Annotated in this window: 9 protein-coding genes and 1 tRNA gene; 3 read left to right on the top strand and 7 right to left on the bottom strand. The window is 37.3% G+C overall.

Annotation, left to right across the window (positions count from 1 at the left end; all coding sequences use genetic code 11):
- Positions 1-54 precede the first annotated feature (54 nt).
- From acear_RS01865 to acear_RS01840, 6 genes are all read right to left on the bottom strand, one after another.
- Positions 55-948, bottom strand: coding sequence for a cation diffusion facilitator family transporter (locus tag acear_RS01865; RefSeq protein ID WP_013277336.1), 894 nt, complete (start codon positions 946-948; stop codon positions 55-57).
- 131 nt (positions 949-1,079) lie between these two features.
- Positions 1,080-2,426: a TldD/PmbA family protein gene (locus tag acear_RS01860; protein WP_013277335.1), complete on the bottom strand. Its 1,347-nt coding sequence runs from the start codon at positions 2,424-2,426 to the stop codon at positions 1,080-1,082.
- A 1-nt stretch (position 2,427) separates the two neighbouring features.
- Positions 2,428-3,822 carry a TldD/PmbA family protein gene (locus acear_RS01855; RefSeq protein ID WP_013277334.1) on the bottom strand — a complete coding sequence of 465 codons (1,395 nt, stop codon included), beginning with the start codon at positions 3,820-3,822 and terminating at the stop codon, positions 2,428-2,430.
- Positions 3,823-3,843: 21 nt separating this feature from the next.
- The gene (gene polA, locus acear_RS01850) at positions 3,844-6,462 is read right to left on the bottom strand and encodes a DNA polymerase I (RefSeq protein ID WP_013277333.1); all 2,619 of its coding nucleotides are present in this window, start codon (positions 6,460-6,462) and stop codon (positions 3,844-3,846) included.
- Positions 6,463-6,534: 72 nt separating this feature from the next.
- The gene (gene iscB / locus acear_RS01845) at positions 6,535-7,791 is read right to left on the bottom strand and encodes an RNA-guided endonuclease IscB (protein WP_013277332.1); all 1,257 of its coding nucleotides are present in this window, start codon (positions 7,789-7,791) and stop codon (positions 6,535-6,537) included.
- 315 nt (positions 7,792-8,106) lie between these two features.
- On the bottom strand, positions 8,107-8,589 hold the full coding sequence (locus tag acear_RS01840) for a hypothetical protein (RefSeq protein ID WP_013277331.1): 483 nt from the start codon (positions 8,587-8,589) through the stop codon (positions 8,107-8,109).
- A 219-nt stretch (positions 8,590-8,808) separates the two neighbouring features.
- Between acear_RS01840 and acear_RS01835 the strand changes: the two genes are divergently transcribed.
- Both acear_RS01835 and acear_RS01830 read left to right on the top strand, forming a co-directional pair.
- Complete coding sequence (locus acear_RS01835; protein WP_013277330.1) at positions 8,809-10,104, top strand: S-layer homology domain-containing protein; 1,296 nt, start codon at positions 8,809-8,811, stop codon at positions 10,102-10,104.
- Positions 10,105-10,460: 356 nt separating this feature from the next.
- Positions 10,461-10,548 (top strand) — tRNA-Leu (locus tag acear_RS01830).
- Between the two features lie 70 nt (positions 10,549-10,618).
- Here the strand turns inward: acear_RS01830 and acear_RS01825 are convergent.
- The gene (locus acear_RS01825; protein WP_041667218.1) at positions 10,619-11,239 is read right to left on the bottom strand and encodes a UvrD-helicase domain-containing protein; all 621 of its coding nucleotides are present in this window, start codon (positions 11,237-11,239) and stop codon (positions 10,619-10,621) included.
- 159 nt (positions 11,240-11,398) lie between these two features.
- Between acear_RS01825 and acear_RS12270 the strand changes: the two genes are divergently transcribed.
- A complete protein-coding gene (locus acear_RS12270) occupies positions 11,399-13,225 on the top strand; it encodes a sensor histidine kinase (RefSeq protein WP_013277329.1) in 1,827 nt (608 codons plus the stop codon).
- Positions 13,226-13,437: the final 212 nt, after the last annotated feature.

Genomic DNA, 13,437 nt, shown 5'->3' with positions numbered 1-13,437 from the left:
TGTGTCTGTCCACATTATAACATACTTTCTCTACCCTGTCATAAAAATTCACTTCTATTGAGTATATTCTTCTTTAGCTCCTTCCGGATCAATATGAACCAGAACCTCTTGAATATTATCATTCCACTGCTGAATCTCATCCCTTACCTGAACAGCTATCTCATGGCCTTCGATTACTGATAATTGATTATCAACAATTACTTTCACATCTATAAAATAATCCGGCCCGTGGCTTCTGATCTTTAGATTCTTAACCTCGATTACATTATCAATTGAATTAATAATCTCCAGAATTTTATCAAACACTTCCTGCTCAGGAGCCGCATCCATTAATTCATTAGCTGCCTCCTGAAAGATATCTATTCCTGTTTTTAAGATGCATAAAGCTACTACTAAACCAGCAATCGGATCCAGAATGGGATAGCCAAGTTTTGCTCCCCCGGCCCCGACTAAAGCTGCAACAGAAGAGAAGGCATCGGTGCGGTGATGAATAGCATCAGCAACCAAAGCCTGGTTATTAACTTTCTGACCGATGCGGTATGTATATTGATACATTACCTCCTTCATTATTATGGAGCCCAGTGCTGCCCATAGAACTAAATTACCTGGAACCTTAATTCGATCGTTAATAATTAACGTAACAGTTTCCTTTAAAATCCCAAGACCACCTATAATTAAAAAGATCCCCAGCAGCTTAGTTGCAATCGATTCTGCCTTTCCGTGACCGTAAGGATGCTCTTCATCAGGCGGCTCTTTGGAAATTGTATTTCCCACCATTACTATCACTGTCGAAATTACATCGGACGCGGAATGTAAACCATCGGCAAATAGACCCTGACTATGAAAACAGAGTCCAATCAATATTTTTCCACCGGCCAGAACCAGATTACTTATTAAAGTAATAATACTTATCTTCTGACTGACTTCATATCTTGAATTTACTGCCACATTACCACTCCTCATATAAGCCAAAATAATACAGCCTGTAGAATCGAAGATTATGATTCTACAGGCTACTGCTCTTAACATATTTTCATAATACTATTATATTACATAAAGAGAAAATTGTTAAAAATAAATTAAGAACCACTAATCGCTAAATTTTTAACTCTAAAAGTAGGAGTGGCATAGGAGCCGATCAATGGATTGAACTTTAGATTATCACCGATCATATCTATATCCTGTAGGAAATCAATTAAGTTACCGGCAATGGTAATCTCACGTACCGGTTTTGTCAATTCACCATCTTCAATCCACCTGCCAGTAGCACCGACAGAGAAGTCACCGGAGATCGGATTGGCACCACCAGTAACCAATCCCGATACCTTCATAACATAAAATCCGTTATCTACTGATGATAATACTCCTTCAGCTGAGCTATCTCCATTGGCTAAATAGAAGTTACTGGGCGAAACTCCCGGAATACCCCGGTAAGAACCGCGGCTGGCATTGCCCGTAGATTCCCCATTACCTTTATTTGCTGTATAGGTATCATATAAGAAAGTCTTCAGTTTACCATCTTTGATTATCTCTGTTTTAGCAGAGGGAACTCCTTCGCCATCGAAGGGAGCAGTGGCCAATCCTTCTTCTAACAGGCCGTTATCTATAATATTGACTTCCTTGGCTGCTACTTCTTCCCCTACCTTCTGGGCAAAGACTGACTTACCCTTCTGAACTGCTTCGGCAGTCAAGGCCTGAGAGAGAACATACATAAACATACTACCTACCTCCGGCGGAAAGACTACTGGAGCCTTCTGTGACTCAACCGGCTGACCGCCTAACAGGGCTACAGCATTCTCAGCAGCTTCTTTTCCTGTCTTCTGAGGAGTCAATTCGGCTACGGAATCGCCGTAAGTAATGGCCATTCCAGTTTCGGCATCCTCACCTTCCCGGGCAATAACATAAGAATAAGCATAACACTGGTTCTGGCGATAACTTTCATTGAATCCTTTGGAATTAACTATTCTAATCTCAACCTCATTATCGCCGTAACCTACTGTATCCACTGAATCAACGCGTTCATCATATTCTAAAGCTGCCGCTTCTAAATCCAGTGCTAATTGAATCTTCTCTTCTAACTCTGCAGCAGCTAAATCATCACTATAAAGATCCAATTTCTCAACTTTTTCTACAGTTTCAGGTAAAGTCCGATACTCATCAGTACTGGCTACTTCGGCATTGGCAATAGCTTCCTGTAGTGTCTTTTCTATCTCTTCTGCACTGAAGTTAGAGGTATAGGCAAACCCCATCTTGTCATCGATAAAGACTCTAATTCCCAGTCCCTTCGCATTAGCAGATTTCAGTGATTCTACTTCACCTTCATAGATTTTGATATTATTTTCGCTGGATTCTTCATAAAATAACTCAATATCATCAACGCCTAATTCTTCACCCTGAGCTATTATCTGCTTTAGATCCAAAGCCATCTTATTCTTCCTCCCTTTCTGTACCGCCAACTGTCAATTCCTCGATCAACAGAGTAGGCTGGCCTACTGCTGCTGGTATGCTCTGTCCTTCTTTGCCGCACATGCCTGGCGCATGTTCTAAATCATCGCCGACCATAGTAATCCGATGAAGGCTTTCAGGACCATTCCCGACTAAAGTAGCATTTCGAACCGGTTCGGAGACTTCACCATCTTCAATTAAGTATCCTTCAGCAACAGTAAAGGTAAAGTCACCGGTTGCCGGCTCTACCTGACCGCCGCTTAAACTCTTAGCATACAACCCTTGATCTACACTATTGATTATTTCTTGGGGCTTTGATTCACCAGGAGCAATAAAGGTATTAGTCATCCGCGGAATCGGCCGGGATTGGTAAGACTGGCGTCGACCGTTGCCGGTAGATTCTCTATCTTCCTTTTTGGCTGTCTTATAGTCATACATATAATCTGTTAATTCACCATCTTTAATCAAGACTGTCTCTTCAGCCTCATGTCCCTCATCATCAACAACAAAGGAACCCCATTCATTGAGTACAGTAGCATCATCAATGGCTGTTACTTTCTCATTGGCTACTTGCTCCCCAATCCGACCTGTGTAGACAGATGATCCTTTCTGAACAGCATCGGCTTCCAATCCATGGCCGCAGGCTTCATGGAATAAGACACCGCCGAAGCCGTGATTGACTACTACCGGCATTCTGGCTGACGGAGCAGGTCTAGCTTCTAACATAGTAATTGCCTTCTGGCCAGCCTTCTTTCCTACTTCTTCTGGCGAATACTCATCGAACAACTCGAATCCGACATGTTTCCCTGGCGTCTCGCGGCCTGTTTGAATAATCTTACCATCGGAGGCAATTGCATTAACCATCAGCCGGGTTCTTACCCGCTCATCCTCAACTAAAAGTCCTGTTGAGTTAGCAATCAAGACCTGTTGATAATAATCTATATAACTGACCATTACCTGTTGAATTCTTTGGTCAACACTACGGGCTGATTTATCGGCTGTCTTAAGTACTTCTTTCTTCTTCAGCTTCTCTACTGTCTCCGGTCTAACCTCAATCTGATGGACTGAATCAGTATTCTTCTGCTGTAAATTATTAATTGTTACATCTTCATTATACTTGCTGGCTGTTCCGGCTGCCTTAGCTGTCTTTAACAGTGAATCCAATGTAATATCATCCGTATAGGCATAGGAAACCTGATCTCCATTGATCACGCGGATACCTACTCCTAAATCAAATCCTGTCTTTACTTTTTCCAATCTACTGCTCTCCATACTGAGCTGATTACTCTCTTTCTTTTCGAAGAAGAGTTCAGCAAATTCTCCGCCTTTATCCAAGGCAGACTTTAGTACTTTATCAATTCTTTCTTCACTTAACATCTACTTACCCTCCTAATTAATCTACTTGACTTCATTCATATCCCGCCAGTTAGAACCAACTTTGAGATCTACTTTAAGCGGTACATCCAACTCAATTACATCTTCCATCTCTGCTTTAATTACCTGCTGGACTTCTTCTAATTCTTCAGGCGGCACTTCAAAGATCAATTCATCATGCACCTGAAGTAGTATCTTCGTATCCAGTTCCCGTTCATCTAAAACTCGGGCCGACTCCAGCATAGCCAGCTTCATAATATCGGCTGCACTGCCCTGAATCGGAGTATTAATGGCCATTCGTTCGCCAAAGCTGCGGCGGTGATAATTGCTGCTGTTAATCTCCGGCAGATAGCGGCGGCGGTTCAGAATAGTAGTTACATAACCTTCTTCTTTGGCCTGCTTGATCTGGTGGTCCATATACTCTTTGACCTTAGGATAACGGTTTAAGTACTGATTTATGTAATCTTCAGCCTCTTGTTTGCTGACATTAATATCTTTTGCTAATCCCCAGGGACTTATACCGTAGGCAATTCCAAAATTAATTGCTTTAGCCCGACGGCGCTGCTGATAGCTAACTTCAGATGCTTCCAGGCCGAATACTTCGGCTGCTGTTTTGGTATGGATATCCTGGCCCTCTCGATAAGCAGCAATCAGGTTCTCATCCTGGGAAATATGGGCTAAAACCCTTAATTCTATCTGTGAATAATCAACAGCCAATAATTCCTTTCTTTCCTCAGCTACAAATACCTTTCTAATCCTTCGACCTTCCTCAGTCCGAATCGGTATATTCTGGAGATTGGGTTCAGTGCTGCTGAGCCTCCCAGTAGCTGTCACCAACTGATTAAAGGAAGTGTGAATCCGCTCCGTCTTAGGATTAATTAGATCTGGCAGCGGATCAACATAGGTTGATTTTAACTTCTGGTATTTACGGTATTCTAAAATCAAAGGTACAATCTCATGCTTATCCTCTAGCTTTTCCAGTACTGAAGCACTGGTCGAATAACCGGTCTTAGTCCGTTTGATTACCGGCAGCCCCAGTTTCTCAAATAGAATCTCTCCTAACTGCTTAGGAGAGTTAAGATTGAATTCTTCTCCTGCTAATTCATAAGCCCGACTGCGGAGCGAATCCAGCTTTTCCTCCAATTTATTTGATAATTCCTGAATCATATCCTGATCAACTGCTATTCCATTCAGCTCCATCTGAGCCAGGATAGGAATCAACGGCAGCTCTACATCAATAAAGAGTTCCATTAAACCTTTATCGGCTAACTTATCAGTTAATTTATCCTGTAATTTAAATAGAATCCGCACCTGCTGTACTTCGGTTTCAGCTTCACTCTCTGTCTTCTCTAGCTCCATCTGTAGTTGATCAGTTAGAATGCTCTCTAAGTCCTGCTCTTTAGCCGACGGACGAAGAAGATAATCAGCCAGTAGTGGATCAAAGCTTATGCCTTTAACTTCTACTCCCTGTTCTTTTAAATAAATTAGGTTCTCTTTTGTATTCAGACTCAGTTTATTAAGCTCATAATCCTCGAAATAAGGCTGCAGTTTATCGATTAATTCAGCTAAATCTAAGTCTGAAGTATCGATATAGCAAGCTTCTTCATCACTGGCTACTGTCAAGCCTTCTACTTTCTGCTGATACAGTTTAGTGCTGGCAAAATTGAATTTAAACCCAAAGCTCTCTACCTCATCAAGCATAGACAATACCCTATCTATCTCTGTTAAATCGGTAATAACTTCGAAACCACCAGTAAGATTAAGAGTTTCATGGCCTCCAAATTCCTTCAACAGACTATTAAATTCCAACCTACTAAGAATATTAATTAACTTCTCCTGATCAGGCTCTTCTAGCTTAAATTCATCTAAATCACATTCTATCGGTACATCGAGCTTAATCGTGGCTAACTTCTTACTCATCCTTGCTCTATCGGCCTGTTCTTTTAAGGTCTGTTTTCTCTTCTTACCTGATACTTGATCAATATTATCCAATACTTCCTCTAAACTGCCGAACTGATGGAGGAGCTTAGTCGAAGTCTTCTTTCCAATACCGTCAACCCCTGGAATATTATCGGATTTATCCCCCATTAATCCTTTTTTATCGATTAACTTCCGCGGTTCTAATTCATACTCTTCTTCTACCTTTTCCAGATCATAATCAACTATATTAGTAATTCCCCGCTTAGTATATCTTATTTTAGTCTGCTCGGTTACTAACTGAAGAGCATCTCGATCTCCGGTTACAATCGTTACCTGATAGCCTTCTTCTTCAGCCTGGCGGGCCAGAGTCCCTATAATATCATCAGCTTCATATCCTTCTAATTCTACTACTGGAATTCTGAAAGCCTCTAAAACTTCTTTCATTAATCCAAACTGCGGCTTCAATTTATCCGGCGTTTCTTTGCGGTTGGCCTTATACTCTTCATACTCTTCATGCCGAAAGGTAGGACCGGCCAGATCAAAAGCAACAGCTAAACTGTCCGGATCTTCTTCCTCAATTAAACGCAGAAGCATCTTAGTAAATCCAAATACGCCATTGGTATACTCACCATCTGAAGTCTGTAAACTCTCAGGCAGAGCATAAAAGGCGCGATGTAATAAACTGCTTCCATCTAATAAGAATAGCTCTTTTTTATCTTCCATAATTAGCCTGGTTATAAAAAGCTACTCAAAACTAATTAACTTATAACCAGGTTCGACACCTCCTTTTAAATGTTAAATAATCATTAGACCCTGCGGTCTATTTACTAAAGTTAAATTGGTCAACCCGTATCCTCTAAATGTCTTTTCACCATCTAAAGTAGTAAAATTACATACTTTAGAGTTATATTTGTTGTTTTTAACTCGTAAAGCAGTAATATAGCCTAGATAAGTTGTTCCATCCCTTTTAATGTAGCGAATCACATCTCGGTGCTTAAAATCACCTAGAGAGTCTATCTTGCTTGCTCTTTTCTTACGCAACGGCTTGATAAAGTATCCTTTGATATCTAATCTATCTATTGGTAACAACCCAGTAATGCAGATTGCATCATTGGAATGAGTTTTCTCAATATTATAATCAATTCTGCGATTAGCTGTATCCCCGCCTGTAGTAATTTCTAACTTAGCCATGGTTGATAACTCTTCTCTTAACCAACTTTTACCCTGCATTACATGCATTGCTGGTTTTAAATTTAATTCTTTTCCATCAATTTTAGTTAAAAGTTGATCTTTGTACTTATATTCATTATTATCTACTTTATTGTTATGACAATCAGCACACAAAGTAATTAGATTATAGATACTGTCAGCTCCACCATCTCTTACTGGTATAATATGGTGGGCATGAAGCATAGTATCTTCTACTTCGCATAATTGGCAGGTATAATCATCACGCTTCAAAGTAGCTTTGCGAAGATTTTCATCAAGTCGATTAGATTCTTGATACTGCCAACTATATAACTCTTCACCTTCGGTTAGTTTACGAATATCTATGGAAACATCCTCTAAAATTATCTTATCTAACCGAATATGCTTGCTTAAATGTTTAACTACTCGCAAAATCGCTTGTTTCCTTTGTTTAATGCTCGGCGGTAGTCTACCTTTTCTCTTACTGGCAAAGCGATTATCGAATCTTTTTGGTCGATATCTTTTATGTGATCTACGATATCCACGGTAATCATTTCGTTCTTCCATTTTAGCAGATACATCTTGGCGCTGTTTCATTTTAGCCTTGAATAATACTTTATTTTTAGTCTTGCAATCCTGCACTAAAGCAACACCTACATATTTAGCACCATCATCAATACCTAGTACTATCTCGTCATCATTAATTTGACTGCTAGGCACTGTCCTATTTAATTGAATAATAAGTGGATACTCTTCGACTAATTCAGCTTTACCTTGTCGAATTAAATACCATGCTTTCTTAGCTTTAGTCGGATCTAACATTTTACCTTCATTGTCTAATACAAAAGCATAGTTAATTGCCATCTCTGGCGACCTCCTTAACGGGAACTTCCCTTCTCGGCAATGTCAAATGGGGCTTATGCAGTTTCGGTGTTAGGCTACCTTATCAGTTGACTTAGGTAAGCGTTCTTCCTAACTGCCACAGAGCCTAGAACTGATGGGATACATTCGAGGGTGTGATAGCCTTGTCGAGCATTACACTCTTTAACCAAATAACGTAGCTCATCATGCTAAGAACATTTCTGCTCTCTACACTTGCTGAGCCTGGAGAGCAATGAAGAACTTTACCTAATTTTAAATGACATTAAATAGGTATTTACAAGCTGTTTCATAGCTCCTTTATTGCTGTGGTCGATTATAAACGGTGATCTTTCTTGCTTTACCTTGGGGATTAATAATAATTCCTACTATATCGCCTATCTGTAAACTACGAAAAGTTGCCTTATCTTCTTTAATCTTAAAGACTGCCCTAGAAGCAATCTCTATTGGATTATCTACTTTATCATTTATATCACTCATATGCAACTTAATATGAATTGCCCGTGGATTATCAGAGATCTTTTTTATCTCACCTTCCAGATGCATTTCTCCTGCATCATAACGAGCAATATCCTCCTCTACTTCCTTATCCTTGCCAAACATAATATTAATTAAACTAGCTGTACTTTGCTTAACCATCATTGCTACCTGTGATACATCTTCCGCTATAATCGTCCAGTTAATACCGACTGTTTCTAACTTAGCAGGAAAGTTTACTCCTGAATCAAATACCATAAAAGATAACATTCCAATTATTAAAAATAGAATAATCAACCTCTTCATTACTTAATCACCTACCATTCCAAATTTATTACCTTTTATTATACTTCAGCAAAGAATAAATAATCCCTGTTAAAATTAGAAATTTAGGGTACCTTACCCCTCTTTAGCTAACCCGGCACAGATTTTGTAATCTGACTATAAATTACATTAGCTAAAGGATGGATATTACTTATCTGTTATGGTATTATCTAATTAGAATTTAAGAGAGGAGTTCTGTCTATGCAGAAAAAAATAATCAGCATAATATTAAGTGCAATACTCATTGTAGCAGTCAGTTTACCGATTATGGCAAATAATTATGCAACAGACATCGAAGGGCATTGGGCTAATACACATATAACTGAATTATTAGCAGACAATATTCTATCAACCTATTATGATGGACAGTTTAAACCACAACAACCGATTACAAGGGGGGAATTTGCTGTTGGACTGGCTAAAGGTCTGGACTTAGATGTAGTCAGCGTCACTAATTTAACTGATATTCAGTCACATCCGGCCAAAGGATATATTGCAGCTTTGGTCCATCAGGAAATAATCACTGGATATCCGGATAACACCTTCCGCCCGGAACGGCAGATTTCCAGAGCTGAATTAGTAACTATGCTTATGAGGGCCTTGGAACTGAATAAAACTGAAACGGAGATAAACTTAAAGGGAATCAATTATGATGATATACCTGCGGAGGATTACTGGGCCAATAACTTCATTAATCTAGCTAGCAGATTAGAGATTATTGACGGCTATCCTGACGGGAGCTTCAGGCCTAATAATAAAGTAACCAGAGCCGAAGCAGCTAAGATGTTGAATCAGACATTGAAATTAAGAGTGATTGACGGGAGCCTAAAAGCAGCTTATCCACTATCAAACAAAATCCGAGTTCAAAAGCAGGATGGATCGGAAATAATTATAGATGTAGCCAACAATGCTTTAGTCGGCCGCAATAATCGGCTGGTAGACTTAGATAGTCTAATGACTGATGACAGCCTCCATCTTATCGTTAATGAATTTAATAAGATTAAGTATCTTAAAGCTTATGGAATGGTTACTACTGATGATATAGCTACTGAAGTTAGTGACTTAACCGGCGGTATCTTTAATCCTGACGAAGTCAAGGATCTATCCCAGGGAGATCTAAAGGTTATTGAATCCAAAGCTAAAGAACAGGTCAGCGAAATAACCAACGGCTTTGTAACTCCTAATGACCTTGACCTAATTGCTAATGGAAAGTACGGACTTCTAAAACCAAAGATGCGATTAGGAATTGAAATGGAATTAATCAATCAAGGTCTAACCTATGAAGAAGCAAAAGCAATCCTGGATACTGATTGGAATGCTTTAGAGGACTTCGGTAAAACTCGACTAGTAGAAGCAGTTGCTATTCAGGCCGGGCTCCCGGTTGATGTAACAGATGCACTTTTAGAGCAGAACTGGACTAGACTACGAAGACTGGCCGAGATTGAATTGATTCAGCGAGCAACAGCAGAAGTTTTGACTAGTGATCTGCTGTCATAGAAAGTAAAATGACTTATTGGTGACTCTGTTATAAATTTCATCTTCAGACACAGACTTACACAGACAGAAACACAGACAAAACCATTAAAATAAAACTACTTTGTAATTACAAGATCATATTGTAAATGATCAATATGCCTTTACAGCAACTTTTATTAGTGATAATCATAGTAATCTATCTTATTATCAATAGTCAATATGTGTCCAGAGCGACTTTTAAAACTGACCCGGAGACAGGACGTCGAACGAACGGCAAGCGGCGGATACATATTGACTATTACTGCAATACCTCAAATGAATATTTTTTGTAAATTTCCCTTGCAAAAAGTAAATCATTATGTTATCATACTAAATGTGCCGAAGTGGCGGAACTGGCAGACGCGTTGGATTCAAAATCCAATGGGGCCTCGCCTCGTGTGGGTTCGATTCCCACCTTCGGCACCATTTTTTTATTTTGCGAAGATAATAAGCCCCTGTAATTCCTGTATTATCAAGGGATCACAGGGGCTTTATACTACTCAATACATTCATAAAAACTATCATCAATCTTATTTAGCACAGATATTGAATCATTCTGCTGATATACATAAAGCCGATGGAGCGGTCTTGTCATTGCAACATATAACAGCTTGAGATCCAGTTCTCTTTCTTGCTCATAATTTCTTACTTCAGGCTTTTCTCCATGTCGGATAACAGGTTTAGCTAGAGGCAGATCTGCATTATCAATATTCTTTATTATTTCATTGGCTAACTCCATTACTATAGTCGTTCTATAACTCTGCACCAAAGTCTTGTAGCTACTTTCTTCTTCAAATACATCCTCCATAACTCTATTCCAATCACTTATTCCTCTATAAGCATGGATTCCCTGGGCTATATCACCGAGAATAGTAAACATATCTGTATCCAGTATCTCCTTTAAAATATAGAATTGGAACATACTATAATCCTGAGCTTCATCCATCACAACATTATTTACCTTGATTTTCTTCTCAAACCCATAAATTCTGTACTTTAAGTAAGCAAGTGCCGCATAATCCTCCAACTCAATCCGCTCTTGCTCTAAGAGTTTCTGTGAATATTCACATAGATACTCTACATTCTCAGCCGGAATATCTTCCGCAGAGTACTTCACAATAGTAAATTTATCTAACAGATTTAATCAGAATAATATGAATCTTAAAATGAAGGATATAATTATCTTATATAGAAATTATTACAATAAATTGGTTATATACTCATGAAGAAGCTTCCTCATCAAATTAAAAATTAGAGGAAAGGAGGAAATAGTTTATTGGGAATTAATTTTAACAAATCTCTAAAAAATTCTATAACGCTAAAAATAGGTGTAGCAATAGTTGTTTTATTAGCAGTTATTTTTACTTTAGTAGTAATTGATTTTAGACAAGCTCAAACCCATGAAATCAACAAAGAAATGAAGAAGATTATCCTTGATGTTTCTCACCAAATTAATGCTCAAAATCAGCGAACAATAGATCTAGTTGAAACATTAGCTTATTATCAGGAAATAGGAAACTTTGGAGAAAGGAAAGAGAGTTTACATTATTTATATAAGTTTTTAAATAATCATTCTGATTTTGCTGGAGTCTATTTTGGTTATGAACCTAATGCTGATGGCCAAGATAGTAAGTATGCAGGGACATCAGGGAAGGATCATAATTCTAATGGACAGTTTTTACCTTATGTTCACTGGTCAGAAAGTGAGATTAAAATAGAACCATTAGTAAATGTATCAATAAATGAATACTATCAAGCGCCTAAAAAGACTGGTAAAACAGTAATTACAGAACCTCATAATTACGAGGGGGAGATGATTACAGAAACTACTCATCCCATTGAGATTAATGGTGAATTTATGGGAATTGCAGGAATAGATCGTCGTTTAACAAAGTTTCGAAAGATGCTAAAAGGATTAAAACCTTTTGAAACAGCTAGATTTTATTTATTAAGTAAGGAGAATAGAGTAATTGGTACTTCTGATGAAAATAAATTATTAGCTAAATATTTAAATCAAATTGATAAATATGAGGAAGCATTTATGCCATTAGTAGGTTCTAATCAAGTAAAGGTAGTACATAATAAACAACTTGATAAAGTTATTGCTTATGCTCCTATTGAAATTGCTGATTGGAAAGTTTTGATGACAGTGGATCAAAGTGAAATTATGTCTGCGGTAAATGAAACGACTTCAAAAATGGTTATTTTAGGAATTATAGGAGTCTTTATTATCTGTGGTTTGCTTTATTGGTTAATTGATCGTTATGAATTGTTAAAAGAAAAACTTGAATATAATAGGTTGCAAGTACAGTTTTTTGCTAATCTATCTCATGAATTAAAAACTCCATTAAATCTAATTTTTTCAACATTACAGTTATTAGATTTATACCAAAAAAATAATTTTGAATCTAAAACTTATCAAAAATTAAGTGAGTATACAGGCACTATTAAGCAGAATAGTTATAGATTATTAAGACTAGTTAATAATTTAGTAGATATAACTAAAATAAATTCTAATTCCTTTAATTTAAATCTAAAGAATGACAATATAGTAAAAATTGTTAGAGAAATAACTTATTCAGTTAATAATTATATAGAAAATGAAGATAGAATATTAGAGTTTAATTCAAATATAGAAAAAAAGATAATTGCTTGTGATCCCTTTAGTATAGAACGGATCATATTGAATCTTCTTTCTAATGCTATTAAATTTACAGAACCAGGAGATAAAATATCAGTAAATGTATCTGAAACTGACGAACAAGAGATGATTTTAATATCAGTAAAGGATACAGGAATAGGTATTCCAAACAAGAAACAAAATATAATATTTGAACGATTTGGACAAGTAGATAAATCGTTTACACGTAATAATGAAGGTAGTGGAATTGGACTAGCTATTGTTAAGTTACTTGTGGAGTTGCATAATGGTGAAATTACAGTTAATAGTACATATGGAGAATTTACAGAATTTAATATAAAACTTCCGATCAGAAGATTACAAGAACAAGAGGAATCAGAGCTTAGTCAGAAAGCTAATATGAATCATGGAATTAATAGAATAGAGATAGAGTTTTCCGATATATATAATTTACAAGAATAATAAAAATATTATTTAATTAGTAATTATTATAATTATTTTGCTCCTCACTAAGAGTTGAAAATTGTTTAATAAAACAAAAGATTTAGAAGATATTGACAAAGTAAATTCAATAAGATTACCAAAAAAGACTTAAATCAGTTTGGTATCCATGATCTAAGACATACTCACGAAACTTTAATATCAAAAGAAAATGTCCATCCTAAGTATGCAAA

Origin of the sequence: Acetohalobium arabaticum DSM 5501, from assembly GCF_000144695.1 — a bacterium.
Classification (GTDB): Bacteria; Bacillota; Halanaerobiia; order Halobacteroidales; family Acetohalobiaceae; genus Acetohalobium; species Acetohalobium arabaticum.
The sequence above is the reverse complement of the archived record's forward strand: the minus strand, read 5'-3'. Positions and strand labels throughout refer to the sequence as shown.